This window comes from Thiopseudomonas acetoxidans (genome assembly GCF_030362935.1).
Lineage (GTDB): Bacteria > Pseudomonadota > Gammaproteobacteria > Pseudomonadales > Pseudomonadaceae > Thiopseudomonas > Thiopseudomonas acetoxidans.
Genome location: NZ_JAUCDY010000003.1, coordinates 1 through 25,328, shown reverse-complemented (window position 1 = coordinate 25,328; position 25,328 = coordinate 1). Strand labels below are relative to the sequence as shown.

The window sequence follows — 25,328 nt, the reverse complement described above, 5'->3', positions numbered from 1 at the left end:
CTTTCAAACTAGCAATCTCCTGCGCACAATGACAAATTCAAATCCAAACCAAACCCGTGTAATTGTCGGCATGTCCGGCGGTGTTGATTCCTCAGTAGCCGCTTTGCTGTTGCTGCAGCAAGGCTATCAGGTCGAAGGCCTGTTTATGAAAAACTGGGAAGAAGACGACGGCACCGAATACTGCACCGCCAAAGAAGACCTCGCTGATGCGCAAGCTGTGTGCGACACGCTTGGTATCGTGCTGCACACAGCCAATTTCGCGGCTGAGTACTGGGACAACGTGTTTGAGCACTTCCTGCAGGAATACCAAGCCGGACGCACACCGAACCCAGATATTCTCTGCAATCGCGAAATCAAATTTAAAGCTTTTTTGGATTATGCCAAACACCTAGGTGCCGACCTTATCGCTACGGGTCATTACGTGCGCCGCGTTGATCGTAACGGTCACAGCCTGCTGCTCAAAGGTCTGGATAACAATAAAGACCAAAGCTATTTTCTACACGCCGTAGGCGGTAATGAAATCGGCCAAAGCCTGTTCCCTATTGGCGCATTAGAAAAGCCTGCTGTACGCGCACTGGCTGAGCAGCACGGTTTGATTACGGCCAGCAAAAAAGACTCAACCGGTATTTGTTTTATCGGCGAGCGCCGTTTTACTGACTTCCTCAAACAGTACTTACCCGCCCAGCCCGGCACCATTGAAACCACCGACGGGCAAGTAATCGGCGAGCACGCTGGTTTGATGTACCACACCATCGGCCAACGGCAAGGACTGGGCATTGGCGGTATGAAAAACGCCAGCGAAGACCCTTGGTACGTGCTAGCTAAAGACCTTAAACGTAATGTATTGATTGTCGGCCAAGGTAATGAACATCCCTGGTTATTTTCTCGACGCTTGCTGACTCGCCAAGTGAACTGGATTAATCCCGTAGATATAACAACCCTTGACGGTTTAACCGCTAAGGTACGCTACCGCCAACCTGATCAAGCCTGTCAAATAAAGCAGTGCGAAGACGGCTACTGGGTCACTTTTGCCCAACCGCAACGCGCGGTAACGCTTGGGCAATCCATTGTTTTTTACGACGGGGAAACATGTTTGGGCGGTGGCATTATTGAGGCCTGCACCCCTTGGGATGAGGAGATTGTACGTCCATGACCCCCTTACAAGAACAGTTAATCGCCTTGGGCGGTGTATTTCAGGCTGCCCACTTGGTGCATAAACTTGCCAATACCGGTCAAATCCATGATGCAGCTTTAGGCAATATGTTAAAAACCCTGTTGGTACGCAACCCACCGGATACCCTCGCTGTTTATGGTGGGGATGATTACGCCCTACTCGATGGTTACCGCACCCTGCAGGCTGCTTTGCTACGTGATGCGCATAATCTGCCGCGTGAAAGCCTGCGCTACGCACTCGCCATGCTCAGTCTTGAGCAGCAGTTTGCACGCCGCGATGACTTGCTTGAACTTACAGCCCGGCGTCTGGAACAAATAGAACGCCAACTTGAGCATGTAGACATCACCAGTGCCGCCACTATCAGTGCTTGCGCTGCTTTGTATCAAGACACCATCAGTACCTTTAACCAGCGTATTCAGGTACACGGCGATATGCGTTTTTTGCAGCACGAACTCACGGCCTCTAAAATTCGCGCCCTCCTCTTTGCGGGTATCCGTTCCGCGCGTTTGTGGCGCCAACTTGGTGGTCATCGCTGGCAACTCCTGTTTAAACGCCGCGCTATGCTTAACGCGCTACAGCATCGCCTTGCCCATTAATGCGCAGTGTTCGCCCTCTTCAGGGTGCTGCCTTGCTGGCACTTTCTGCGCTACTGTTCTCGCTGATGGGTGTTTTTGTGCGCGAAGCCTCAGCCACAGTTGGTAATGAAAGCATTGTCTTCTTCCGCAACCTGGTTGGGGTGTTGATTTTCCTACCTTTGGTGTTAGTCAAAGGCTTTCAGCCCTTTAAGACCGCACGGGTTAAGTCCCATCTTTTGCGTACTGGTTTTGGCTTGGGCGCCATGTATTGCTTTTTTTATGCCATCGCCCATCTACCGCTTGCAGACGCTATGATTTTCACCTACTCAGCGCCGGTATTCACGCCCGTCCTGGCGTACTTCTGGCTTAAAGAGCCGCTCACACCGCGCATGCTAGTGCTTTCTGTGCTGGGATTGATAGGTGTTTTTTTAGTCGCCAAACCTTCAGATGCTTTATTTAGCAGCCTATCCTTGGTGGGCTTAGCCGCCAGTCTCTTAGCCGCCAGCGCGTTCGTCTCCATTCGTGAGCTTAGCGGCAGCGAGCCCAGTTACCGCATCGTGTTCTACTATGCTTTATTTAGCATGCTGATCTCTGCAGTGCCACTGAGCTGGTCATGGCAGCCGTTAACACAACCACAGCTATTAGTGCTGTTGGCAGCCGGACTGTTGGCTTCCTTTGCCCAAATCATCATGTCCAAAGCCTATTCGCTAGCACCGCCGGGCTTGATTGGACCGGTTGCTTATTCGGCAATTATTTTTTCGGGCGTGATTGGCTGGATACTGTGGAATGAAGCACCAGATAGCACCTCTATTACGGGAGCAGTGCTGATTTTTAGCGCCAGTTTACTCAGCATTTATCACCCTAAAGGCAATAAGAGCACCCCCGAATCCGTTAAATCGCCGCTCTAGGCCTGTGGCTTTACCGCCTCAGCCAAGCTCACCTGCCACGCACAGGCTTAGATACTTTTCCACACTGCCTTAAAACACAGCACCGCTTTGGTGTACAATGCGGCAATTTATTTCATTACTTAAACTGTTAAAAGAGAACGCTATGCAACTGTCCCCGCTTACCGCCGTGTCCCCAGTCGATGGCCGTTACGGCAGCAGAACTACCTCCCTGCGCGCTATTTTTAGCGAATACGGTCTGATTCGTAACCGTGTCCATGTCGAAGTGCGCTGGCTGCAACGCCTCGCTGCTCACGCACAAATCAGTGAAGTCGCGCCTTTTTCTGAGCAAGCCAACACACTGCTTAACGAGCTGGCCGAGAATTTTAAAATCGAACACGCTGAGCGGGTCAAAGAATTCGAGCGCACCACCAACCATGACGTAAAAGCGGTGGAATACCTGCTCAAAGAGCAAGCACAACAGCTGCCCGAACTGGCTAAAGTCAGTGAATTCATTCACTTTGCTTGCACCAGTGAAGACATTAACAACCTGTCCCACGCGCTGATGCTGCGCGAAGGCCGCGATGAGGTACTGCTACCCCTGATGCGCCAAGTCGCGGACAGCATTCGCCAACTTGCCCATGAGTTCGCCGCCGTACCTATGCTGTCACGCACCCACGGTCAACCCGCTTCCCCGACCACACTCGGTAAGGAAATGGCTAACGTGGTCTATCGTCTAGAGCGCCAAATCGCTCAGATTGAACAAGTACCTTTGCTGGGTAAAATCAACGGCGCCGTAGGCAACTACAATGCGCACCTGTCTGCCTACCCAGAGATTGACTGGGTCGCTAACGCACAAGAATTTATTGAAGGTGATTTGGGTTTAACCTTTAACCCCTACACTACGCAGATCGAACCGCACGACTACATTGCCGAGCTATTTGATGCCATTGCCCGCTTCAACACCATCCTGCTCGATTTTGACCGCGATGTGTGGGGCTATATTTCGCTGGGTTACTTCAAACAAAAAACCGTCGAAGGTGAAATCGGTTCCTCCACCATGCCGCACAAGGTGAACCCGATTGACTTTGAAAACTCAGAAGGCAACCTTGGCATTGCCAATGCAATTTTCCAGCACTTGGCGAGCAAACTACCCGTATCGCGCTGGCAGCGTGACCTGACCGACTCCACTGTATTGCGCAATCTGGGTGTCGGTTTTGCCCACAGTGTGATTGCCTATGAAGCGAGCCTGAAAGGTATTAGCAAGCTCGAAGTGAACGCTGCTTCACTGGCCGAAGACTTAGATAACTGCTGGGAAGTGTTAGCTGAGCCAGTGCAAACCGTCATGCGCCGCTATGGCATTGAAAACCCCTATGAGAAACTCAAAGACCTGACGCGTGGTAAAGGCATCACTGCCCAAGCACTGCAAGAGTTTATCGACACCCTAGAGCTGCCTGAGTCCGCCAAAGTTGAGCTGCGCGCCCTCACGCCTGCCAACTACATAGGCAACGCTATCGAGCAAGCCAAGCAGGTTTAGGCTCTTTCTTTTCAGGAAGCTATCTAATGCGCGACACCTGTGTGTTCTAGCACACAGGTGTCGCGTAAATACTGCCCGTCTACACAACCCTACCCAGTTAAAACCCACAGGTGTTCCGCCATGTCTATCCCGCACAATACTCCCTTAACCCTGCTTGGTGGCATAACAGCTGAAGAGTTTTTACGCGACTACTGGCAGAAAAAACCTCTACTGATTCGCCAAGCTATGCCTGATTTTGTCAGCCCGATTGAGGGTGATGAGCTGGCCGGCCTTGCGTTAGAGGACGAAGTTGAGTCACGCATTGTTTTAGAGCATGGCGAAACACCTTGGCAGCTACTGCACGGTCCTTTCACCGAAGATACCTTTGCCAAATTGCCGCCCAGTCACTGGACGCTACTGGTACAAGCGGTAGACCAATTTGTTCCAGATGCGGCTGACTACTGGAAAGAATTCGACTTTTTACCACGCTGGCGCAGTGATGATCTGATGATCAGTTACGCCGTCGAAGGCGGTGGCGTTGGCCCGCATTATGACAACTACGACGTATTCTTGCTGCAAGCAGAAGGTCGTCGCGAATGGAAGGTTGGTCAAATGTGTGACAGTGATAGCCCACTGCAAGACCATCCCGATATGCGTATTTTGGCCGAGCTCAATACCACTGAGAGCTGGATACTAGAGCCCGGCGACATGCTTTACCTGCCGCCACGTTTAGCACACTGGGGCACTGCACTAGACAACTGCATGACTTGGTCGTTTGGTTATCGTGCACCTTCAACAACAGATGCTTTATTGGGTTATACCGATTTTGTAGCCCGTTTTCTGACCGATGAGCAGCGTTACAACGATGCCGGCATGAGTCCTATTACCAATCCCAATGAGATCCGTGCAGAAGAACTGCAGCGCTTGCGTGCGCTCATTAACGAGCAGCTTTCTGATGACCAGACATTGCTCACTTGGTTGGGTCAATTCGTTACTGAAGCCAAATACCCGGATTTCATTCAGGGTCACGACATCACTGAGCACGAATTACTCGACCAATTACAGCAAGGCAGCCTATTGATAAAACATCCCAGCGCACGTTTTGCGTGGAGCTTACTTGAGAGTAATGGCCTGCAGGAAATTGTGTTATTTAGCTGCGGCAATAGCCGTATTTTTAATGAGCCATTAGTAGAACTTATTAAACTAATCTGTGACAGTGATAGTCTGCATGTTGATAATCTTCAACCTTGGCTTAACAATGAAGAAGCCACCTTGCTCCTGTGTGAGCTCATTAAACAAGGCAGCTTGGAGTGTATAAATGACTGATATCCGAGTTTTAACGGCGGATTGGCATAAAGATAATGCTGAGATTCGCCGAATTCGAGAAAGTGTTTTTATCAAAGAACAAGGCGTTAGCCCAGAACAAGAATGGGACAGCGATGATGCTTCAGCTACGCACTTTCTCGCCTATGAAGGTGAATGTGCCGTCGGCACAGCTCGTTTACTACCTAATGGCTGTATCGGCCGTGTGTCCGTCCTAAGAGACTGGCGCGGACTAAACATTGGTGAAGCTTTAATGCAGGCTGCCATCAGCGAAGCTGAGCGCCAAGGCTTGGCAGAGCAAACCTTAACCGCGCAAACCCATGCGGCAGGCTTTTATGAGCGCCTGGGTTTTAAAATTATTAGTGACGAGTTTATTGAGGCCGGCATTCCACATATTGACATGTTACGCGCCAGCGGCTAACTGACCATGCCAAAAACCATCCCCCCACAGGCACAGACCCCAGAAGATTTGGGTGATATTGAATTTAATTCGCCCGGCGTCTTCAGTGTGCATAACCCTACTGCGCCTACTTACAGCGCGCCGGTTACGGACGGGGATGAGGCCGTTGCGACAATAGGTCAAGCTAAGCGCGTACTACTGACAAGTATGGATGCTGTTCGCACACACAGCATCCACTTAATTAGCCAAGCCAAACGTGAACTATGTATCTACAGCCTAGAATTCGAGCCTTGGCTGTACGACAACGACGAAACCTATCAATACTGTAAAGAGTTCCTGCTCGCCCATGAGCGCAACCGTTTACGCATTTTACTGCGTGATACCAGCCGCATAGTGCAAGAAGGTCATCGCTTGCTACCCTTAGCCGAGCGTTTGCATAGCCGCTGCCAAATCAGACGGGTCAATAGCGAGCATCCGTTTTCTGATAATTACTGGCTGGATGTCGACCAACAGGCCTTATTGCTGCGCCAAGCTGAAACCCCAAAGCAGGCGTCAGCTTATTACTACGATCCAGCATTGGCACAGAAAAAACACGCCGAATTCGAGGCCATGTGGTCTGTTGCTCGCCTCGATGTCAATCTAAGAAGGATGCCTTTATGACCAAGATATTGCAGGTTAGCGTCAGCATAGTATTGGCGTTATTTATCAGTTTATCCCACGCAAAAACCGAAGTGATTGAACTTAAGCATCGCACTGCAGCTGAGCTGTTGCCGGTAATTAACTCCTTTATGGAACCCTACGAGCGTGCCACTGAGTGGGGTTATCAATTAATTATTCAGGCAGACGACAAGAAAATTGAAGAAATCAAACAGCTGATTGAGCAAATCGACACTCCAGCCCGTCGTTTACTTATCAGCGTAGATACGCAAGGTAGCAGCATCAGTCGTGACAGTCAGCTTGATGCGCAGGGCCGCATTAAAGGCAAACAAGGCGAGGTGGTGATAGGTCAAGGTGGCAGTAACAGAGTAGAAGTCAAACGCTACAATAGCCAAAAACAAAACACCGGCGTACGCAGCGTACAGACGCTTGAGGGTTCGGCCGCCTTGGTGCAAACAGGCCAACAAATACAAGAAAAACACTGGGCGCTGAATCAACATGGCCAGCCACAACAACAAACCAGCCAGCGCAACCTTACCCAAGGCTTTTATGTAACCGCTACCGTACAAGGTGATTGGGTAACCCTAGAGCTAAGCAATCAGGACGACCGCCTCAATGCTCAGCAGCAACATATCACCGAAACCCAATCAACCAACACACGCATTTCTGGACGCTTAAATGAGTGGATCAGCGTCAGCAGTATTGACGCTCAACAAAACTCAAACAGTCGCGACGCACTCTCAAGAAGCAAAATATATAGCAGTAACAACAATGATTTACGCATCAAAGTTGAACTTTTAGATTAATAATACTTAACGACATTGTGCTTTCTTGTAGTGCCTGAGCAGAAACACTACAAAAATATTTGACGAACGCTTTATGAAAGCGCATCATATGCCCGCTCCCGCTAGCCAGAGGCTTTTGCCTCCAAATCAGCCTGATGAATTGCCAAGTTGATTTGTGTTCATTCTTTCCACAAGAAAGCATGTCGAGGTTGCGACTGGAACGTTGTTGTCCTGAGGGACGTGGAAGCAAAAGCATATTGGGTAGTCTTTAACATGCTACTCAGCCTTCCCTCTTCAGCTCAACACTCTCCAGACAAAACCGGCAAGCAGCGGCGAGCTTACCCGCAATTTAACATCCAGCGATAGCAGGTTGTGGGGCAACCCAATACACTCTATGAAGGATTGACCATGTCATATCAGAACGAAATTAAGGCAATTGCCGCTGTTGTAGAAAAAGCTGGTAGCAGCTGGAAGGCGATTAACCCAGAGTTTGCCGCTCGTATGCGTTACCAGAACCGTTTTAAAACAGGTTTAGATATCGCCAAGTACACTGCAGCCATCATGCGCAAAGACATGGCTGAGTATGATGCTGACACCTCCAAGTACACCCAATCACTGGGTTGCTGGCACGGTTTTATTGGTCAGCAAAAGCTGATTGCCATCAAAAAACACTTAAAAACCACCAACAAGCGCTACCTCTACCTCTCCGGTTGGATGGTTGCTGCACTGCGCTCTGAGTTCGGCCCACTGCCTGACCAGTCCATGCACGAGAAAAACTCTGTTGCACACCTGATCGAAGAGCTCTACACCTTCTTACGTCAAGCCGACACCCGTGAACTCGACATGCTGTTCACCGCGCTAGACAAAGCACGTAAAGAAGGCGACAAAGCCGAAGAAGCTAAGATTCTAGACCAAATTGAAAACTTCGAAACGCACGTTGTGCCAATTATTGCAGACATCGATGCTGGTTTCGGTAACGAAGAAGCCACCTACTTGATGGCTAAGCAAATGATCGAAGCAGGTGCCTGTGCCCTACAGATCGAAAACCAAGTTTCTGACGAGAAGCAGTGTGGTCACCAGGACGGTAAAGTAACTGTTCCGCACGCTGACTTCATCGCCAAAATTAACGCACTGCGTTATGCGTTCCTAGAGTTAGGTGTTGACGACGGCATTATCGTTGCTCGTACTGACTCCCTAGGTGCTGGCCTGACCAAGCAAATTGCTGTGACTAATGAGCCGGGCGACTTGGGCGATAAGTACAACAGCTTCCTAGATGGCGACTACATCAATGATGCTAGCGAAATCGAGAACGGCGACGTTGTTATCAAATCTAACGGCAAACTGCTCAAGCCTAAGCGCTTAGCCAGCGGCTTATTCCAGTTCCGCGAAGGCACTGGTTTTGATCGCGTTGTTCTGGACTGCATCACTTCACTGCAGAACGGTGCTGACTTACTGTGGATCGAAACTGAGAAACCACACGTTGGCCAGATCGCTGAAATGGTTAACGAGATCCGTAAAGTTGTTCCTGATGCGAAACTGGTTTACAACAACAGCCCATCATTCAACTGGACTCTGAACTTCCGTCAGCAAGTGTACGATGACTGGGTAGCTGCTGGTAAAGACGTATCCAAGTACGATCGTGACCGCCTGATGAGTGCTGACTACGACGGTACTGACCTGTGTAACGAAGCTGATGCACGCATCCAGAGCTTCCAGAAAGATGCAGCGCGCGAAGCGGGTATCTTCCACCACTTGATCACTCTGCCTACGTACCACACTGCGGCGCTGTCAACTGACAACCTCGCTAAAGGCTACTTCGGTGAAGAAGGCATGTTGGCGTACGTTGAAGGTGTTCAGCGTAAAGAAATCCGCCAAGGCATTGCCTGTGTTCGTCACCAGAACATGGCGGGTTCTGACATCGGTGATACTCATAAAGAGTACTTCTCCGGTGACGCAGCGCTGAAAGCAAGCGGCGAAGACAACACCATGAACCAGTTCGACAACGTTTAAGTTGTAACTGTTTCAGAGTGCTGCACAAAAACCCCTAACTTCGGTTAGGGGTTTTTTATTGCCTATTTTCTACTACTGATGTGGCATTTTCTTCTTGCTAGCCAAGCCTCATAGTCAAAGCTGTAAGCAATCTTATCTCTCAGCCGGACACCGCTATGGGCGCCAAAATTATTTTAAACATTGCTGGCGGTGTAGCCTTACTTCTGTGGGGCCTGCACATGGTCAACACAGGCATAGTGCGCGCTTTTGGTACACGCCTGAGACGCTGGCTGGGCAAAGTATTAAAAAATCCTATCCAGGCTTTTACAACCGGTATTGGCGTTACCGCCATTTTACAAAGCAGCACCGCTACAGCTTTAATGCTCAGCTCCTTCTCTGCCAGCGGTGTTGTTGCCCTAGCGCCAGCACTGGCCGTTATGCTCGGCGCTAACGTAGGCACGACTCTCATCGTGCAGGTGCTTTCCTTTGATGCGTCCGCCCTTTCTCCGCTGCTGATAATTACGGGTTATGCTGTATTTAAACGCAGCAAACAAACGCTGTTTAAAGACTTAGGACGTGTCGCTATCGGCCTAGGCTTGATGCTGTTATCACTGGGTTTATTGGTTGACAGCTTAACACCGGTACAAAACTCAGCCACCGCACAGCAATTATTTAATGCTATGGCGGACGAGCCCGTATTGACTCTTTTCGTGGCCGCAATACTGACCTGGGCTGCCCACTCCAGCGTTGCTACGGTTTTATTGACCATGTCACTTGCTGCCTCTGGACTGGTTACGCCACTGGCTTCGATGGCGTTGGTGCTAGGCGCCAACCTAGGCAGCGCCTTCAATCCCTTGCTGGAAGGTTTGAGCAGTGCTAATCCTGCCAACAAACGTATGCCGCTGGGTAATCTATTTAACCGTATGCTGGGCTGCTTAATTTTCTTACCTTTATTACCTTTTATCGCCGAGCCCTTGGCGGCCTTTGATAGCAACCCCGCGCGCCTAACAGCCAACTTCCATGTTTTATTCAACCTCGTAATGGCGCTTATTTTTCTGCTTCCGCTGGGCTTAGTTGCCAAGCTGTTAGAACGTTTACTGCCTGATAAGAAAATAACCAACGATCCAGCCACACCTATCTATCTTGATAAACAAGCTCTTAGTAATCCGGCTATCGCACTCTCCTGCGCGACACGTGAAACCCTGCGCATGGGCGATCTGATTGAGCAGATGCTGCAAAACACCATTACTGCCATTATGACTAACGACCGCAAGCTAGTGGCGCAAATCTCACAGATGGATGACTCTGTCGACCGCCTGCATGAAACCATCAAACTATATGTGGTTAAAATCACCCAGAACAGCCTTGAGGATCACGAAAATAGACGCGCTATGGAAATCCATAGCCTATCGATTAACCTTGAACATATCGGCGATATTATTGATAAAAACTTGATGGAATTAGCCAGCAAAAAAATCAAACATCAGCTGCAGTTTTCCGATGAGGGCGCGCAAGAAATAGTTGAGTTCCACAGTATCGTGGTCAACAACCTTAAGTTGGCTATGACCGTATTTTTGTCAGGAGATGTAAAATCGGCGCGCATGCTATTAGCACAAAAATCTCACATGCGTGAACTTGAGCTAAAAGCTGCAAAAAACCATATGAAGAGACTTAGAGAGGAGCGCTTAGCCAGCCTAGAAACCAGCTCGCTGCATTTGGATATCATTCGGGATTTAAAGCGCATCCATTCGCACATTTGCTCAACCGTCTACCCTGCTCTGGAGGCGGCTGATGAGCTGAACAAGAGCCGCTTGAAAGCGCAGCAGCCTTAGCTGTGGCTGATTTCTGGCAAGTTTGATTTTTCTTGAGTGCTTTTTTGTTCAGATTTGAGTCTATCGATCTGTTTAGCTTGTTTGCGACATTTATATTCCAGCCCTTTGCTACGCAACCAATTTATCGCAAAACCCACTATCAAACCTAAAACAAAGACCACCAATACAAATAAAGCCAAAGGCAAATCAGGTGTTAGCTGACCCATAAGTGACAGGTGTACCAACTGTCTGTTTTCCATAGTAAATAACAAAACCACTACAGCAACAGCCAATAAGAAAACAAACACAATGGCGCGTTTTATTTTTTGCATAATATTCTCAGTTTCTACTTAACTGTGTTCACACGTTCGCGCAGTTCTTTGCCCGGTTTAAAGTGCGGCACGTGCTTACCTTCCAGCACCACCGACTCGCCCGTCTTTGGATTACGCCCTGTGCGAGGCGCGCGATAATTTAGTGAAAAACTACCAAAGCCACGTATTTCTATACGTTTTCCATCTGCCAAAGCCTGGGTCATTTGTTCCAGCAAAGTTTTTACTGCCAGTTCTATATCGCGCACTGACAATTGGTCTTGCTTGGTTGCCATACGCTCAACCAACTCAGATTTGGTCATCTATATATCCCTTTAATTAGTGTTTTGCACAGCTTTTAACATGCACAGGTTGATTTGAACAGTAGCAAAACAGTTTTTTGCAACACAAATCAACTAAATAACTATAAGCACTACAACGGGTTAGCGCAATAACAAAACACTAAGGTCGAACTCAATCGTACAACTAGCGGTAGTAGGCATTCTCGCGGTAGGTGTGATCCGTAACATCACGCACGCCCTTAATTTCTGGCAAACGCTCCATTAAAGTTTTTTCAATACCTTCCTTTAAAGTCAGATCCGCTTGACCACAGCCCTGACAGCCGCCACCAAAGCGCAAAATAGCTATGCCCTTGTCAATATCCACCAAACTCACCTGACCGCCGTGGCTGGCTAAACCCGGATTGATTTCAGTTTGAATGTAGTAGTTAACCTTATCTTCAAGCGGGCTATCATCGTTTACCATTGGCAACTTGGCATTAGGGGCTTTGATGGTCAGCTGCCCGCCCATTTTGTCGGTTGTAAAGTCAACAACGGCATCCTCTAAAAAAGGAATGCTGGGACGATCAATCCATGCGGTAAAGTCCGCATAACCAATGATCTCATCCTCTGGGTTCTGATCGTCGGGCTTGCAATAAGATAAACAGGTTTCCGCATACTGACTACCAGGCTGGGTAATGAAAATACGCACGCCAATTCCCGGAGTGTTTTGTTTGCTTAACAACTCAGCAAGATAAGCCTGTGCTGCGTCTGTGATGGTGATAATGCTCATCGTAATTCCTCGGAAGATTCATTCATGTCTGGCCGCTGAAGTTTTGTATTTTTATGAAAACCCCAGCACCCACTAATGGGTAAGAGTGTGCACAGTGTACGCAGAAATCAGGTAAAAATAAAGACCTACCAAACAAGTCAAGTATATTTAAGTTTTCGGGTTTAGATTTTCACCTCAGCAAAACTGGCTACTGTTTGATGATCGCCTAATACTCCTCCCTCACGCGCAAGACCACAGGTTTGCATGCCCGCTGCCCTCGCTGCATCAAGCTCTTGCACAACATCCGATAAAAACAAAATACTGTCTACAGGCTTGTCTATAGCCTCGGCGATACGTTGATAGGACTCCCGCTCACGCTTTGCGCCGCTGGTGGTGTCAAAATAGCCCGTAAATAGCGGCGTTAAATCACCCGCCACGCTGTAACCAAAAATCAGTTTCTGCGCCTCAATCGAACCTGATGAGTACACATACAGCTGTAAACCCATCGCATGCCATTGCTGCAATGCATTCACGGCATCAGCATATACATGACCTTGCAACGCACCACTGAGATAACCTTCACGCCAGATTTTACCCTGCACGTCTTTTAAAACCGTCGCTTTGCGATCTTCAGCCATCCATTGCACTAAAATTTCTGCCACGCGAGCAGGTTCAGCCTCCGGCTCTTGCGCTTCAAGACGCACCGCCTCCAGTTGCTCGTTCAACTCTGCTGCGTGTTGCTGTACGTAATCTTTCATCCGCTCACGGGCATAAGGAAACAACACATCATAAACAAAACCTATCGAGCTGGTCGTACCTTCGATATCCGTCAGAATTGCCTGTACCGCCACGTTTAGTCCTCCAGCAGTGGATAAAGCGCCGTAACCGTATCACCCGTATAGTGCGCCACCCAACCTTCGGGGTTATTAAACAAACGAATCGCCGTAAAGCGCGGATGCTCACCCATATCAAACCAATGCTTGGCACCCGCTGGTACGGAAATCAAATCACCCCGCTCGCACAACACAGAGTAAACCTGCTCATCGACATGCAGATTAAACAAACCACGTCCAGCAACGAAAAACCGTACTTCATCCTCGTTGTGTGTGTGCTCTTCAAGAAACTTCGCGCGTAATTCAGTTTTTTGCGGATGCTGTTCATCTACGCTGATGACATCGACTGCCACATAGCCCCCTTCTTGCTTTAAGCGCTCAATGTCGTCTCGATAAGCCGCTAACACTTCCTCGGTTGTGGACTGCGCAGTGATCGGCTGATTGGCCTGCCAACGTTCAAAGCGAACACCTATTTCCGCCAGCGCACTGCTAATATCTTCCAGATGATTTAACAGTTTCACCGGTTGTTTTGGGCTACTGCTGTGATAAACACATAAATGACTCATACAAGCACCATTATCCTAATGTTTTAATTGGGTTTTCAAGCGGCAGCTTAAACAGCTCTGAGCGCTCTTAGCTTCAACTCACAGGCAAACAAGGCCTCAAAAGCCTCAATATGCCGCAGCGCATCGCTCATTTGTGCGCCCCAGGTATACAAGCCATGACCACGGATTAAGTAACCAACACAGTCAGGATGTGTATCCAACCACTGTTGCACTTGCGTTGCTAAACGAGGAATCGTCTGGTCATTAGCAAAAATCGGCACCACCAGAGTCGACTCATGTGTGGTATAGCCGGTAAATGCTTTTTGCAGTTCATAGCCATGTAAGCGCAACTCTGTGCTCTGCTCTAATAACGACAGCACACAGGCATCGTTAGAATGGGTATGCAATACAGCGCCAATCTCGGCACGCCACTGATATAGCTGCGTATGCAGCAAGGTTTCGGCTGAGGGTTTCTTACCTTCTTCCAAGCTTTGCCCCTGCCAGTCAACGACGAGTACATCTTCAGCCGTTAACTCTCCTTTATGCCGACCTGACACCGTCAATAACGCCTGCTCGGCTGATAAGCGCGTTGAATAATTACTGCTGGTCGCTGGCGACCAACCCTGACGGTATAAAAATTGTCCAGCTTGGATAATTTGCTGGGTTAGATGTTTACGCTGTTTGTCCATTTCGATGCTCGGTTAATCCCATCCACACAATAATCAACGCCATAGTAGCAGCGCCAGCTGCGACAGCAAAAGTTCCTGCCGCGCCCGCCGCACTCCACATATAGCCTGCATAGAGTGCACCAATAGCTGCACCCACACCAGATAATGACACATACAGCGCTTGCCCCTGCCCTTGCCTGTTGCTAGGGAACTGACGCTGAACAAACTGCATTGCCGCAGCGTGAAAACTGCCAAAGGTTGCCGCATGTAAAATCTGGATCACAATCAAGCATAACAATTGATCCGCCAGATAACCTAAGGCTAACCAACGCACGGCGGCTAGGGCAAAACTCGCTAACAATACGTGTCGCAGACTAAAACGCAACAACAATTTGGGCATATAAATAAACAAGCCAATTTCAGCCAGCACACCCAACGACCAAAGCCAGCCTACTGCACTGCGGCTATAACCCAACTCCGTTAAATACACTGACAAAAACGTATAATACGGGCCGTGGGAGATTTGCATCAACATAACGGCCAAATAAAACGCCCCTATCGGGCGCTGCTGCAAATAGCTGAAAAACCCATAGCCAACCTGACTTTGAAGGCGCGCGGCTTGGGTTTTCGCTTTGGGAACTAGCAGACTGCTAAGCCAAATCCCCAGCATGATTAAACAAACCAGCCACGGAAAACTACCCAAACCCAAATCAACAAATACATAACCCAGCAGCACTACCGTAACAATAAAACCCACCGAACCCCATAGACGGATACGACTGTAGTCTTGCGGGCGCTGACTCAAGTGCTCAAAGGTAATGACTTCAAACTGTGGCAAAATCGCGTGCCAGAAAAACGCATGTACGAACATCACCAATGCCAGCCAAGCATAGCTTTTACTGATAAAAATCAGGCTAAACCCAAGCAGTGTCAACAAAGCACCCCAGCGTATAATACGTAAACGCTGTCCGGTCTTATCTCCTAACCAACCCCATAAATTCGGTGCCAAGCAACGCATCACCATCGGCATAGCTACCAGCTCACCAATGCGTGCAGGACTAAAACCCAAGTGCGCAAAATATAACGGCACATACGGCGCTATTGCACCTAACAGAGCAAAGTAAAAGAAATAAAAATTGGATAAGCGCCAATAGGGCATGGGCAAATATGTATCGGGAAGTGGGGGGGGGTGTTGCAGAGGCTGCCACTAAACGAGCGCATCTACAACACCTAGCTTTTAGGTTTAGAGTTGCTTAAGCACAGGAACTGACACCCTGACATCAGCATTCTGTCCGCGTTGGCGTAAAAAATGATCCATTAACACCATTGCCATCATCGCCTCAGCAATAGGTGTAGCACGAATACCGACACAGGGATCATGCCGGCCTTTGGTTATCATATCTGTCGCCTCACCGCTGGCCGTAATAGTACGTCCCGGCACTGTGATGCTTGAGGTGGGTTTTAGTGCAATATGCGCCACAATCGGCTGGCCTGAGGAGATGCCACCTAAAACGCCGCCAGCATGATTGGACAAAAAACCATCAGGCGTCATTTCATCGCGGTGTTCAGTCCCACGCTGCGCAACACAGGCAAAACCATCACCTATTTCAACGCCTTTCACCGCATTAATGCTCATTAGCGCATGAGCTAATTCGGCATCTAAGCGATCAAAAATCGGCTCACCCAGTCCAGGCATCACCCCGTCAGCGATCACAGTGATTTTTGCACCCACTGAGTCTTGATCGCGACGCAACTGATCCATATAGGCTTCCAGCTCAGCTACTTTTCCACTGTTGGGGCTAAAAAAGGCATTGTTATGCACTTCATCCCACGACTGAAAAGGAATCGTAATGGGCCCAAGCTGGCTCATATAGCCACGAATTTGAATGCCCTTAGTAGCCAAATATTTTTTTGCAATCGCGCCAGCGGCTACACGCATTGCCGTTTCGCGGGCTGAGCTGCGCCCACCACCACGATAATCACGCACACCGTACTTGTGCTGATAGCTATAGTCCGCATGCGCTGGACGGAACAAGTCTTGAATCGCCGAGTAGTCTCTGGAGCGTTGATCGGTGTTGCGAATTAACAAACCAATCGGACAGCCCGTGGTAACACCTTCAAATACACCGGAAAGGATTTCGACTTCATCGGCTTCTTGACGTTGCGTTGTATGACGGCTAGTGCCCGGCTTGCGCCGGTCCAAGTCATGTTGCAAGTCTGCTGTGGTTAACGGCATTCCTGGCGGGCAACCATCAACAATGGCCATCAACCCCGGGCCATGGCTTTCGCCTGCCGTAGTCACCGTAAATAATTTGCCAAAGCTATTGCCCGACATCACAACACTCCATCACACCGATTAAAAGGTGAATTATACCCTTGATTAGGCTTTTCTTGCACGCTGCTTAAGGTCAAACTTCACACTAACTCTTTTTTTCAAGCAAAATAAAAACTTTAATTACAATCAGATAGCACATTGCTAGTCTATAGTTATCAAAATTACAGCCGAGACAGCGGTTATAATAGAACCTATTAAGCTACGCTTTAAATGAAAAAACACTAGAGACTGATATGCACGCAGAAAATTCGGATACACTCCAAGACAACGCCTCAAAAAACGTTGAACCGCTAAATGAGCCCAAGGCTGATGCTGCGACTACGGAAAGTTCCGAGCAGGTTGATGATGCTGTAGAGAAAAACGCCCCACAAGAACAGCTGGAACATAGCTGGAGCTCGCTTGCTGCGGAACGTCACCAGCTAATCCGCCTAGCACCCTTGCCAGCCGACAGAGAAACAGGCTTGCGCCCTTTATTGTTTGGCACTTTCGGTCGGGTAAGTCGCCATAGTGATAGCCAAAGTATGCTTAAGCTAACTGTTGAGCTGACCAACCAAAAAGCAACTAAGGGTTTTAATCAGCTTGAGGTTTGGGTCGATCACGAACGCAAAGAAATTCGTTTCTTACCTGAAGAAGGTTTTCGTACAGAACCTGCTAATCGGGGACTCGGTCGTTTTATGATTGCAATGGCCGCGCGCTGGGCAAAACAAAAATGTGCACATTACACCGTACAAAATACACCTTTGCTGTCAAAATTCGTGCCTAACGATAATGCCCGCTTACGTCGTGACTATGCGTTACAAGCACAAGGTTTTACGGTCAGTTACGAAGATGGCGTTCAGATGCGCGCAAACTGTAGTGCACCGCGAGTTAGCCAAATCCATACCGACTGGAATAACGAAAAAATCCGCATTATTGAAACGCCTGAAACGGCTGATATTTTACAAACAGCAGACAAAAACATGCGCGAACAAGAGGTTCAGCTCAAAAAACTAGCCGAGCAAGTTGAGTTTTTGCGTCGGGATGACAACTCCCTCAGATTCACCATCACCATGCTAGTGGTTTTTGCGGTTTTCCAAGCGGCGTTGCTTATATGGATGGCAACCAGATAGTCGTCAGCCGATTAGCAGTTCACAAATCCAACAAGCCACCACCCTGACATTCGGGTGATTCAGGTGCTGCTATTACCGCATCCCACTCTTCTTGGGTATAGGCGTGCAGTGCCAAGCCATGAATTTGCTGCATGATCTCACCTAGCAACGCATAAACTCTTTGGTGGCGCTGTACTTTGCGCTGCCCCACAAACTGATCACTGACTATCACTAACTTAAAATGACTGTTTTCACCAATGCTGTGCATATAGCTTTCGTCATCAATAACCAAAAAGTTAGGCGTTAACTCTGCCAAAGCGGCTTCGATTTTCTGCTGCATACATATCCTAATCAAATAAGTTAAGCGGGGTTTACACATAGCTCGTAAAAGCTGCCGAGTCTAACCACGCCAAAGCGTCTAATGTTGTGGAGCTCGGACAATACTCAGCAGCCCAAACACCTTGATAATTAATTTCATACAGTTTTTTTCTAATTTGCAGGAAATCAATCGTACCAGTACCCGGCTCATTTCTGCCCGGACAATCAGCAAACTGTACATGACCTATCTGTCCGGCAAGTTTTTCGATAGCCATTGTGACATCGATTTGCTGCCGCGCCAGATGATAGAGATCAAGTTGAGCAAAACAGTTCGGCCGTGCCACTTCTTTTAACAAAAGCAGTAAGTGCTCAGGAGTATTAAGCAAAAACCCGGGCATATCCAGCGGATTAATCGCTTCACATAACACCTTAGTATGCATACGCGAAAATGCTTGAGCCGTATCACGTACGTTCGCCGCTAGAATACTAAATGCTTCGTCCCATGCCTGCCCTTGCGCTAGACGGCCAGCCAGCACGTTAACCATTTTGGGTTTAGCAATAACGGCATACTCCAACGCCGTATCTACAGCCTCAGCAAATTCAGTGCGTCTTTTCGCCTGACATGCCAATCCCAAACCACCCTGCATAAGGTCACCAACTGGCAAGTTAATCAAATACAACGGCATTTGCTGTTCATCAAGCTCGCGTTTAAGCGCTAAAGCAGATACCTCATAAGGAAACTGTATCTCAACGCCAAAAAAGCCAGCTTGCTTGGCTGCACCGATACGCTGCAATAAGGGCAGTTCCGTAAACAACATGGAGATATTGGCAATTACGTGCATGCTTTTCCCCCACGATACAGCTCAACCAGCGTGGCTGGATCTTTATCTGCATTACCCTGCACGGCATGGGTGCGCATCAACTGTGCAGCTAGGCCGCTCATGGGTGTGGCGCTGGGAGTATTCTGAGAGAGTTTAACCGCAGTGTCCAAGTCTTTTAGCAGTGTGCGTACATGCCATTTGATGGGCTCATAGGTTTGACTCGCCATTTGTGGTGCCAATATCTGCAGTGGCTTGCTGTCGGCAAAACCTCCCGCCAAAGCGGGAGCTAACAACTGCGCATCCACTCCGGCCCGTTCAGCCAAAGCCACCACCTCGGCAATAACCAGCGCATTACAAGCCACCAGCATTTGATTACAAACTTTAGTAACCTGCCCTGCACCTACTTCACCCATATGTGTTAAGCGCTGCCCTAACTGCATCAGCACCGGTTTAACCTGCGCTAAAGCCTGTGCATCACCACCAGCCATTAGAGTCAGGCTGCCCGTTTGCGCACCGATTACACCGCCCGAAACCGGCACATCCAGCCAAACAGCTGAACACTCTATTTGTACATAACTGGCCAGTTCGCGCGTAGCCTGCGGCTCAATACTGGAGCAATCCACTATAATTTGTTGCGGTCTTAAGCCCTTAGCTATGCCCTGTTCACCCAGCACCACCTCTTGCACCGACTGGGTATCGGCCAAGCAGAGTATGAGCACATCACAGGTCTCTGCCAGTTGTTTGGCTGTAAGCGCCTGCTGTGCGCCCTGCTCTAGCAACGGAATACATTTCTCAGGTGTTCGATTCCAGACTGTTAACGCATAGCCCGCCGCTAACAAACGCTCGCACATAGGCAAGCCCATCAAGCCAATACCGGCAAAACCTAAACGAAGAGCCATAACTTCTCCTTTAATTACTTTGCGTCTAGCTAATTACAAAGCCACCATACGCAAACTGAATACTGCTAAGCCATGTTAAACGCTGAAATCAAAGTCCGCAAAGACATCAATACCAATAACTGGTTATCATAGCCGCTATGTTAGTTTTTAAGTGGATTGACCATGCCTGATGAAATTAGCCCCCTTTATGCAGAAATCTTCGGCAAAACCGCGCAAATAAGCTGGACTGAACTGGCGCCTTTTTTTGCTAAAGGTTTATTACTCTGGATAGATAGTGAGCAAGACCTTATTGAAGTCGCAATAGCCATTGTTAACGATGATAAAGCCCAAATCACTCAACTGATGCAAAGCAATCGTATCCGTAATCTAAACGACCAGGACGCGTTAGATTTTCATGAGCGCGATCCCGAGCTTTGGGCAAGCGTAGTTTCACCCTGGGTGCTGGTACAAGAGCGGAGCCGCAAATGAAACCACGAATCAAGCTTTTTGCGTTAGGCGGCACCATCTCTGCCCATCATGAACTACGTGATGAACTGCGCCACTATCAAACAGGTCATTACACCGCCCAACAACTGGTTGATGCCCTGCCAGAACTCAGTGCGCACGCTCAAATCAGCATCGAGCAGATAGACAATATCACCAGTACTGCGGTGACCTATCAGCACTGGCTCGATTTAAAGCAGCGACTGGAACAAAGCTTTGCACAAGGTTTTAATGGTGCAGTCATTACCCATGGCACCAACACGTTAGAAGAAACCGCTTATTTCTTGCACCTAACGCTAGCCAGCGACAAGCCTGTCGTTCTAACCGGCTCACAGCGCCCTTTTTCTGCCTTAAGCAGCGATGCCCCGCTCAATTTGCTTAATGCTGTACGCACAGCCGCTGCGCCCCAGTGCCATGGCTTAGGCGTATTGGTGGCGATGAACGATAAAATTTATTCGGCACGAGACGTGAGCAAAACCCACAGCTATCACCTCGAAAGTTTTCAGGCGCTCAACAATGGCCCGCTTGGCAGCATTGATACAGATCGTAGTGTGCGCATAGACCACCTGCCCGCCCGCAAACACAGCTTAAATTCTATATTTAGCCAACTACCGTTGAACAACCACGAGCCTTATGTACCGATTCTTTTTTCCCATGCCGGTGCAGATGCGCGTTTACTGCAAAGCGCGCTTAAGTACGAACGTCCCGAGGGTATTGTCTTGGCTGGAACCGGTGCGGGACGTTGTTCACCGCTGGAAGAAATCGCAATCGAACATCCCAGTCGTAATGAGCAGCAGACTGGCCAGCGGTCGCATCTTAGATTTGGATTGTTATGCCGATTTACAGCTAATTGCTGCCGATGACCTGCCACCTCAAAAAGCACGCATTCTATTAATGCTCGCCATCAATGCAGGTTTTGACTTGGCGCTACTTAGGCAAGCCTTTGCCGAACACTAATCCATAGTTAGTAATAGATCGCGATGCTGGCGAATCTCATCACGTAACTGTGCAGCTGCCTCAAACTCCAAATCGCGCGCATGCTTATACATGCGCTCTTCCAACTGTTTGATGTGTTTAGCTAAGTCTGCAACGGAGCCAAACTGCTTGCCATAGGCGGCCTCTTTTTCTGCAGCACGCGCCTGCGATTTACGCTTACCGCTACGCGAACCTGGCACTGTCGCACCTTCCATAATGTCGCGTATGTCTTTTTGTACGCCCTTCGGCACGATATTATGTAATTCGTTAAAAGCGATCTGCTTATTACGACGGCGCTCTGTTTCACACATCGCCCGCTCCATGGAACCGGTAATACGGTCCGCATACAGTATCGCTTTACCATGCAGGTTACGCGCAGCACGACCTATGGTTTGAATCAACGAGCGCTCAGAACGTAAAAAACCTTCTTTATCTGCATCTAAAATAGCCACCAAGGACACTTCCGGCATATCCAGCCCTTCACGCAGCAAATTAATACCCACCAATACATCAAAAACACCCAAGCGCAGATCGCGGATAATCTCCACTCGCTCAACCGTATCAATGTCTGAGTGTAAATAACGTACACGCACCCCATGCTCAGCAAGGTATTCACTCAAGTCCTCGGACATGCGTTTAGTCAGGGTAGTAACTAACACCCGCTCGCCTACAGCGACACGGCTATGGATTTGTGATAACAGATCATCCACTTGGGTGCTAGCAGGACGCACTTCAATTTCCGGGTCAATCAACCCTGTAGGACGGACAACTTGCTCAACAATTTGCCCTGCATGTTCAGCCTCATAATTACCCGGTGTCGCAGAGACAAAGATCGCCTGCGGGCTCGCCGCCTCCCACTCTTCAAAACGCATAGGTCGGTTATCTAGCGCAGAAGGTAGACGAAAGCCATAATTAACCAAGGTTTCTTTACGCGAACGGTCGCCTTTGTACATGGCGCCAATTTGCGGTACGGAAACGTGGGATTCATCTATCACCATTAATGCATTATCCGGTAGATAGTCATAGAGCGTTGGCGGCGGCGAGCCTTCTGGTCGACCCGACAAGTAACGTGAATAGTTTTCAATCCCGTTGCAATAACCCAACTCCAAAATCATTTCCAAATCAAAGCGCGTGCGTTGCTCAAGACGCTGAGCTTCCACCAATTTATTTTCATCGTGCAATTGCTTAAGACGCTCAGCAAGCTCTTTCTTAATTTTATCAATCGCTTCCAGCAGCACTTCTCGGGGTGTTACATAGTGGCTTTTAGGATAGAAAGTAAAACGTGGCAAACGACCAAGTACCTCGCCGGTAAGCGGATCAAAGGCGGTTATATTCTCTATCTCGTCATCAAAGAGTTCGATACGAATGGCTTCAAAATCCGACTCTGCTGGATAAACATCAATAGTATCGCCACGCACGCGAAACGTTGCCCGCGCAAAATCCATATCGTTACGCGTATATTGCAACTCTGCCAGACGCTTAAGAATCTCCCGTTGGTCCATGCGATCACCACGGTCCAGATGTAGCACCATTTTTAAATAGCTTTCGGGACTACCCAAACCATAAATCGCTGACACAGTTGCCACAATGATAACGTCGGAGCGTTCCAGTAAGGCCTTGGTGGCAGATAAGCGCATCTGTTCAATATGGTCATTAATTGATGCGTCTTTTTCAATAAATGTATCCGACGCCGGCACATAGGCTTCCGGCTGGTAATAATCGTAATAAGAAACAAAGTACTCCACGGCATTATGTGGAAAGAACTGCTTAAACTCACCGTAAAGCTGTGCGGCCAACGTTTTGTTAGGGGCTAAAACTATAGTCGGACGCTGAACCTGCTCAATAACATTAGCAATACTAAAGGTTTTACCCGAACCGGTAACCCCTAGCAGGGTTTGATAAGCAAGACCGGCTTCAAGCCCTTGCACCATCTGCGCTATAGCCGTCGGCTGGTCACCCGCGGGTTGAAATTTGGTAACCAGTTGAAACTTAGACATTGTGCCACCTTTTAAAATGCCACCCATTAGGGTAAAACTAAACTAACAACAAACTGCTTCTAGGCTATAATGCCTGCTTAGCTATCGACTTAACATCAGTAATCTATGCAACCAACTTTAATTAAGAGTTATCTTATATGAGCCTGTTTACCCCTGTTGAAATGGCACCTCGCGACCCAATCTTAGGTCTAAACGAAGCCTTTAACGCTGATCCTCGCAAAGAAAAAATCAACCTCGGAGTAGGTGTGTACTTTGACGAAGACGGAAAAATTCCTTTGCTAAAAGCTGTTGCACGAGCAGAAGAGTTTCGCCAACAGGCCATGGCACCTCGTGGGTATTTACCCATTGAAGGCATAGCCGCCTATGATAACGCAGTTCAAAAACTATTGTTCGGTCAAGACAGTGATGTTATTCAACAGCAAAGAATCGTTACTGCTCAGTCTATAGGTGGTACAGGTGCACTCAAGCTCGGCGCGGATTTTCTAAAAACTCTTGATACCAGCGGTATTGTAGCCATTAGCAACCCAAGCTGGGAAAATCACCGCGCGCTGTTTACAAACGCCGGCTACGAAGTACAGGATTACCGTTACTATGAGCCCTCTACCAACGGTTTAGATTTCCTAGGCATGCTTGAAGATCTGCAAGCGCTACCACCTAGCTCGGTTGTGATCTTACACGCCTGTTGCCATAACCCAACTGGAGTAGATTTGACAGTTGAAAATTGGCACGAAATTATCAAGATCATACAAACCAAACAGCACATTCCGTTTTTAGACATTGCTTACCAAGGCTTTGGGCAGGGAATTGAAGAGGACGCTGCTGCTGTGAGACTGTTTGCAGAGTCTGGCATGGTGTTTTTTGTTTCCAGCTCTTTTTCAAAATCTTTTTCTTTCTACGGAGAGCGTGTTGGCGCGCTTTCAATCGTTACACAGACCACAGAAGAAGCACAGCGTGTTCTATCGCAGGTAAAGCGTGTAATCCGCACCAACTACTCAAATCCGCCAACTCACGGTGCCACCATCGTTAACATGGTACTCAACAACCCAGAGCTAAATGCTTTATGGCAGGAAGAGCTGGCCTCCATGCGCAAACGCATTCAACAAATGCGCACACTGATGGTGCAACAACTCAAAAATAAAGGCGCTAATAAAGACTTTGGTTTTATCATTGAGCAGCACGGAATGTTTTCTTATACCGGGCTAACAGCAGCACAGGTTGAGCGCCTGCGCGAAGAATTTGCCATCTACGCGGTGTCTACAGGGCGCATATGCGTTGCAGCCCTTAATATGAAAAACATAGACGCCGTAACGGACGCTATAGTAGAGGTTTGTAAATAAATAGGTATCCACCAAAGATCGCTACTCAGCAAGTAACTAAAAAAGCCCCTGCACCGTTTCATTGCAGGGGCTTTTTATTAGGCGCGTGGTTGATAGCTGTCTGAGTTAACGCAGATCACTTTAGCAGGTTAGCGCGCCGGATCAGCTTCTGTGGGAGCGCAACTTTTGCGCGATTAAGCCTAGGCCAGCATAAAGCTGCAGGCAAAGCACATATTCAATGCAGAAGCTGACTTGCCAACGAACCAAAAACCAAATCATGACGCAGATTTTAAGTTTGAGATTTGAGCTTTAATTCTAGACTGGGTGCATTGCTTTTTCTTCGACGCGTCGGGCCTCAAAAGCCTCGCCGGCAACCCTAATTCCAACCTGGACTACAGAGCTGTTGGATTGCCCTTTTCGCGATTGAATTCAAACTAATTAAAGTCATTGTTAAAAGTTTATAGGCATAAAAAAACCCCTGCAGAGCGACTCTGCAAGGGCTTTTTATTTGGCGCTTGACGATGACCTACTCTCACATGGGGAGACCCCACACTACCATCGGCGATGCATCGTTTCAC

At 48.5% G+C, this 25,328-nt stretch carries 27 protein-coding genes; 15 read left to right on the top strand and 12 right to left on the bottom strand.

Annotated elements, in window-relative coordinates:
- Positions 1 to 28 precede the first annotated feature (28 nt).
- The 10 genes from mnmA (at position 29) to QEZ41_RS03330 (ending at position 11,135) form a co-directional block, all read left to right on the top strand.
- Positions 29 to 1,153 carry a tRNA 2-thiouridine(34) synthase MnmA gene (gene mnmA, locus QEZ41_RS03375; protein WP_289409979.1) on the top strand — a complete coding sequence of 375 codons (1,125 nt, stop codon included), beginning with the start codon at positions 29 to 31 and terminating at the stop codon, positions 1,151 to 1,153.
- Positions 1,150 to 1,770, top strand: coding sequence for a high frequency lysogenization protein HflD (gene hflD / locus QEZ41_RS03370; protein ID WP_289409978.1), 621 nt, complete (start codon positions 1,150 to 1,152; stop codon positions 1,768 to 1,770). Before mnmA ends, hflD begins: the two co-directional genes overlap by 4 nt.
- Positions 1,770 to 2,657: a DMT family transporter gene (locus QEZ41_RS03365; protein ID WP_353061882.1), complete on the top strand. Its 888-nt coding sequence runs from the start codon at positions 1,770 to 1,772 to the stop codon at positions 2,655 to 2,657. Before hflD ends, QEZ41_RS03365 begins: the two co-directional genes overlap by 1 nt.
- Positions 2,658 to 2,799: 142 nt before the next feature.
- The gene (gene purB, locus QEZ41_RS03360; RefSeq protein ID WP_289409976.1) at positions 2,800 to 4,170 is read left to right on the top strand and encodes an adenylosuccinate lyase; all 1,371 of its coding nucleotides are present in this window, start codon (positions 2,800 to 2,802) and stop codon (positions 4,168 to 4,170) included.
- A gap of 120 nt (positions 4,171 to 4,290) precedes the next feature.
- Complete coding sequence (locus tag QEZ41_RS03355) at positions 4,291 to 5,475, top strand: ribosomal protein uL16 3-hydroxylase (RefSeq protein ID WP_434556785.1); 1,185 nt, start codon at positions 4,291 to 4,293, stop codon at positions 5,473 to 5,475.
- A complete protein-coding gene (locus QEZ41_RS03350; RefSeq protein WP_289409975.1) occupies positions 5,468 to 5,893 on the top strand; it encodes a GNAT family N-acetyltransferase in 426 nt (141 codons plus the stop codon). Before QEZ41_RS03355 ends, QEZ41_RS03350 begins: the two co-directional genes overlap by 8 nt.
- Positions 5,894 to 5,899: 6 nt before the next feature.
- Positions 5,900 to 6,532: a DUF7931 domain-containing protein gene (locus QEZ41_RS03345; protein WP_289409974.1), complete on the top strand. Its 633-nt coding sequence runs from the start codon at positions 5,900 to 5,902 to the stop codon at positions 6,530 to 6,532.
- Positions 6,529 to 7,335 (top strand): hypothetical protein, encoded by an 807-nt coding sequence (locus QEZ41_RS03340; RefSeq protein WP_289409973.1) that lies wholly within the window; start codon positions 6,529 to 6,531, stop codon positions 7,333 to 7,335. Before QEZ41_RS03345 ends, QEZ41_RS03340 begins: the two co-directional genes overlap by 4 nt.
- 387 nt (positions 7,336 to 7,722) lie before the next feature.
- Positions 7,723 to 9,324 carry an isocitrate lyase gene (locus QEZ41_RS03335; protein WP_289409972.1) on the top strand — a complete coding sequence of 534 codons (1,602 nt, stop codon included), beginning with the start codon at positions 7,723 to 7,725 and terminating at the stop codon, positions 9,322 to 9,324.
- A 155-nt stretch (positions 9,325 to 9,479) separates the two neighbouring features.
- Complete coding sequence (locus QEZ41_RS03330) at positions 9,480 to 11,135, top strand: Na/Pi cotransporter family protein (protein WP_289409971.1); 1,656 nt, start codon at positions 9,480 to 9,482, stop codon at positions 11,133 to 11,135.
- On the opposite strand, the gene QEZ41_RS03325 is transcribed toward QEZ41_RS03330, so the two are convergent.
- The 8 genes from QEZ41_RS03325 to aroC form a co-directional block, all read right to left on the bottom strand.
- A complete protein-coding gene (locus tag QEZ41_RS03325; protein ID WP_289409970.1) occupies positions 11,132 to 11,446 on the bottom strand; it encodes a LapA family protein in 315 nt (104 codons plus the stop codon). The genes QEZ41_RS03330 and QEZ41_RS03325 overlap by 4 nt on opposite strands.
- A 14-nt stretch (positions 11,447 to 11,460) precedes the next feature.
- Positions 11,461 to 11,745 carry an integration host factor subunit beta gene (gene ihfB / locus QEZ41_RS03320; protein WP_289409969.1) on the bottom strand — a complete coding sequence of 95 codons (285 nt, stop codon included), beginning with the start codon at positions 11,743 to 11,745 and terminating at the stop codon, positions 11,461 to 11,463.
- A 163-nt stretch (positions 11,746 to 11,908) separates the two neighbouring features.
- Positions 11,909 to 12,493 (bottom strand): Fe-S biogenesis protein NfuA, encoded by a 585-nt coding sequence (gene nfuA, locus QEZ41_RS03315; protein WP_289409968.1) that lies wholly within the window; start codon positions 12,491 to 12,493, stop codon positions 11,909 to 11,911.
- Positions 12,494 to 12,654: 161 nt separating this feature from the next.
- Positions 12,655 to 13,323, bottom strand: coding sequence for an acireductone synthase (gene mtnC, locus QEZ41_RS03310; RefSeq protein WP_289409967.1), 669 nt, complete (start codon positions 13,321 to 13,323; stop codon positions 12,655 to 12,657).
- A gap of 2 nt (positions 13,324 to 13,325) precedes the next feature.
- Positions 13,326 to 13,871 carry a 1,2-dihydroxy-3-keto-5-methylthiopentene dioxygenase gene (locus QEZ41_RS03305; RefSeq protein ID WP_289409966.1) on the bottom strand — a complete coding sequence of 182 codons (546 nt, stop codon included), beginning with the start codon at positions 13,869 to 13,871 and terminating at the stop codon, positions 13,326 to 13,328.
- Positions 13,872 to 13,918: 47 nt separating this feature from the next.
- Entirely contained in the window at positions 13,919 to 14,539 is a 621-nt protein-coding gene (locus QEZ41_RS03300) for a methylthioribulose 1-phosphate dehydratase (RefSeq protein WP_289409965.1), read from the bottom strand.
- Positions 14,523 to 15,677, bottom strand: coding sequence for an MFS transporter (locus QEZ41_RS03295; RefSeq protein ID WP_289409964.1), 1,155 nt, complete (start codon positions 15,675 to 15,677; stop codon positions 14,523 to 14,525). Before QEZ41_RS03295 ends, QEZ41_RS03300 begins: the two co-directional genes overlap by 17 nt.
- Positions 15,678 to 15,761: 84 nt before the next feature.
- The gene (aroC, locus tag QEZ41_RS03290) at positions 15,762 to 16,853 is read right to left on the bottom strand and encodes a chorismate synthase (RefSeq protein WP_289409963.1); all 1,092 of its coding nucleotides are present in this window, start codon (positions 16,851 to 16,853) and stop codon (positions 15,762 to 15,764) included.
- A 233-nt stretch (positions 16,854 to 17,086) separates the two neighbouring features.
- On the opposite strand from aroC, the gene QEZ41_RS03285 reads away from it, so the two are divergent.
- Positions 17,087 to 17,962: a hypothetical protein gene (locus QEZ41_RS03285; RefSeq protein WP_289409962.1), complete on the top strand. Its 876-nt coding sequence runs from the start codon at positions 17,087 to 17,089 to the stop codon at positions 17,960 to 17,962.
- Between the two features lie 19 nt (positions 17,963 to 17,981).
- On the opposite strand, the gene QEZ41_RS03280 is transcribed toward QEZ41_RS03285, so the two are convergent.
- The 3 genes from QEZ41_RS03280 to QEZ41_RS03270 are packed head-to-tail and all read right to left on the bottom strand — an operon-like array spanning position 17,982 to position 19,979.
- Positions 17,982 to 18,281 (bottom strand): BolA family protein, encoded by a 300-nt coding sequence (locus QEZ41_RS03280; RefSeq protein WP_434556784.1) that lies wholly within the window; start codon positions 18,279 to 18,281, stop codon positions 17,982 to 17,984.
- A gap of 31 nt (positions 18,282 to 18,312) precedes the next feature.
- On the bottom strand, positions 18,313 to 19,101 hold the full coding sequence (locus QEZ41_RS03275) for a hydroxypyruvate isomerase family protein (protein WP_289409961.1): 789 nt from the start codon (positions 19,099 to 19,101) through the stop codon (positions 18,313 to 18,315).
- On the bottom strand, positions 19,092 to 19,979 hold the full coding sequence (locus tag QEZ41_RS03270; RefSeq protein ID WP_289409960.1) for an NAD(P)-dependent oxidoreductase: 888 nt from the start codon (positions 19,977 to 19,979) through the stop codon (positions 19,092 to 19,094). Before QEZ41_RS03270 ends, QEZ41_RS03275 begins: the two co-directional genes overlap by 10 nt.
- A gap of 162 nt (positions 19,980 to 20,141) precedes the next feature.
- Between QEZ41_RS03270 and QEZ41_RS03265 the strand changes: the two genes are divergently transcribed.
- The 3 genes from QEZ41_RS03265 to QEZ41_RS12010 are packed head-to-tail and all read left to right on the top strand — an operon-like array spanning position 20,142 to position 21,419.
- A complete protein-coding gene (locus QEZ41_RS03265; protein WP_289409959.1) occupies positions 20,142 to 20,447 on the top strand; it encodes a DUF2288 domain-containing protein in 306 nt (101 codons plus the stop codon).
- Positions 20,444 to 21,325: an asparaginase gene (locus tag QEZ41_RS03260; RefSeq protein ID WP_289409958.1), complete on the top strand. Its 882-nt coding sequence runs from the start codon at positions 20,444 to 20,446 to the stop codon at positions 21,323 to 21,325. The genes QEZ41_RS03265 and QEZ41_RS03260 overlap by 4 nt, the downstream gene beginning before the upstream one ends.
- Complete coding sequence (locus tag QEZ41_RS12010) at positions 21,249 to 21,419, top strand: hypothetical protein (protein WP_353061881.1); 171 nt, start codon at positions 21,249 to 21,251, stop codon at positions 21,417 to 21,419. The genes QEZ41_RS03260 and QEZ41_RS12010 overlap by 77 nt, the downstream gene beginning before the upstream one ends.
- On the opposite strand, the gene uvrB is transcribed toward QEZ41_RS12010, so the two are convergent.
- Positions 21,416 to 23,434 (bottom strand): excinuclease ABC subunit UvrB, encoded by a 2,019-nt coding sequence (gene uvrB / locus QEZ41_RS03255; protein ID WP_289409957.1) that lies wholly within the window; start codon positions 23,432 to 23,434, stop codon positions 21,416 to 21,418. The two genes, QEZ41_RS12010 and uvrB, sit on opposite strands and share 4 nt — an antisense overlap.
- A gap of 137 nt (positions 23,435 to 23,571) precedes the next feature.
- On the opposite strand from uvrB, the gene QEZ41_RS03250 reads away from it, so the two are divergent.
- Positions 23,572 to 24,771: an amino acid aminotransferase gene (locus tag QEZ41_RS03250; protein ID WP_289409956.1), complete on the top strand. Its 1,200-nt coding sequence runs from the start codon at positions 23,572 to 23,574 to the stop codon at positions 24,769 to 24,771.
- The last annotated feature ends 557 nt before the right edge of the window (positions 24,772 to 25,328 follow it).

Coding starts and splice junctions, on each gene's coding strand:
- mnmA (WP_289409979.1), top strand. CDS start 29: ATGACAAATTCAAATCCAAACCAAACCCGTGTAATTGTCGGCATGTCC.
- hflD (WP_289409978.1), top strand. CDS start 1,150: ATGACCCCCTTACAAGAACAGTTAATCGCCTTGGGCGGTGTATTTCAG.
- QEZ41_RS03365 (WP_353061882.1), top strand. CDS start 1,770: ATGCGCAGTGTTCGCCCTCTTCAGGGTGCTGCCTTGCTGGCACTTTCT.
- purB (WP_289409976.1), top strand. CDS start 2,800: ATGCAACTGTCCCCGCTTACCGCCGTGTCCCCAGTCGATGGCCGTTAC.
- QEZ41_RS03355 (WP_434556785.1), top strand. CDS start 4,291: ATGTCTATCCCGCACAATACTCCCTTAACCCTGCTTGGTGGCATAACA.
- QEZ41_RS03350 (WP_289409975.1), top strand. CDS start 5,468: ATGACTGATATCCGAGTTTTAACGGCGGATTGGCATAAAGATAATGCT.
- QEZ41_RS03345 (WP_289409974.1), top strand. CDS start 5,900: ATGCCAAAAACCATCCCCCCACAGGCACAGACCCCAGAAGATTTGGGT.
- QEZ41_RS03340 (WP_289409973.1), top strand. CDS start 6,529: ATGACCAAGATATTGCAGGTTAGCGTCAGCATAGTATTGGCGTTATTT.
- QEZ41_RS03335 (WP_289409972.1), top strand. CDS start 7,723: ATGTCATATCAGAACGAAATTAAGGCAATTGCCGCTGTTGTAGAAAAA.
- QEZ41_RS03330 (WP_289409971.1), top strand. CDS start 9,480: ATGGGCGCCAAAATTATTTTAAACATTGCTGGCGGTGTAGCCTTACTT.
- QEZ41_RS03325 (WP_289409970.1), bottom strand. CDS start 11,446: ATGCAAAAAATAAAACGCGCCATTGTGTTTGTTTTCTTATTGGCTGTT.
- ihfB (WP_289409969.1), bottom strand. CDS start 11,745: ATGACCAAATCTGAGTTGGTTGAGCGTATGGCAACCAAGCAAGACCAA.
- nfuA (WP_289409968.1), bottom strand. CDS start 12,493: ATGAGCATTATCACCATCACAGACGCAGCACAGGCTTATCTTGCTGAG.
- QEZ41_RS03305 (WP_289409966.1), bottom strand. CDS start 13,871: ATGAGTCATTTATGTGTTTATCACAGCAGTAGCCCAAAACAACCGGTG.
- QEZ41_RS03300 (WP_289409965.1), bottom strand. CDS start 14,539: ATGGACAAACAGCGTAAACATCTAACCCAGCAAATTATCCAAGCTGGA.
- QEZ41_RS03295 (WP_289409964.1), bottom strand. CDS start 15,677: ATGCCCTATTGGCGCTTATCCAATTTTTATTTCTTTTACTTTGCTCTG.
- aroC (WP_289409963.1), bottom strand. CDS start 16,853: ATGTCGGGCAATAGCTTTGGCAAATTATTTACGGTGACTACGGCAGGC.
- QEZ41_RS03285 (WP_289409962.1), top strand. CDS start 17,087: ATGCACGCAGAAAATTCGGATACACTCCAAGACAACGCCTCAAAAAAC.
- QEZ41_RS03280 (WP_434556784.1), bottom strand. CDS start 18,281: ATGCAGCAGAAAATCGAAGCCGCTTTGGCAGAGTTAACGCCTAACTTT.
- QEZ41_RS03275 (WP_289409961.1), bottom strand. CDS start 19,101: ATGCACGTAATTGCCAATATCTCCATGTTGTTTACGGAACTGCCCTTA.
- QEZ41_RS03270 (WP_289409960.1), bottom strand. CDS start 19,979: ATGGCTCTTCGTTTAGGTTTTGCCGGTATTGGCTTGATGGGCTTGCCT.
- QEZ41_RS03265 (WP_289409959.1), top strand. CDS start 20,142: ATGCCTGATGAAATTAGCCCCCTTTATGCAGAAATCTTCGGCAAAACC.
- QEZ41_RS03260 (WP_289409958.1), top strand. CDS start 20,444: ATGAAACCACGAATCAAGCTTTTTGCGTTAGGCGGCACCATCTCTGCC.
- QEZ41_RS12010 (WP_353061881.1), top strand. CDS start 21,249: ATGAGCAGCAGACTGGCCAGCGGTCGCATCTTAGATTTGGATTGTTAT.
- uvrB (WP_289409957.1), bottom strand. CDS start 23,434: ATGTCTAAGTTTCAACTGGTTACCAAATTTCAACCCGCGGGTGACCAG.
- QEZ41_RS03250 (WP_289409956.1), top strand. CDS start 23,572: ATGAGCCTGTTTACCCCTGTTGAAATGGCACCTCGCGACCCAATCTTA.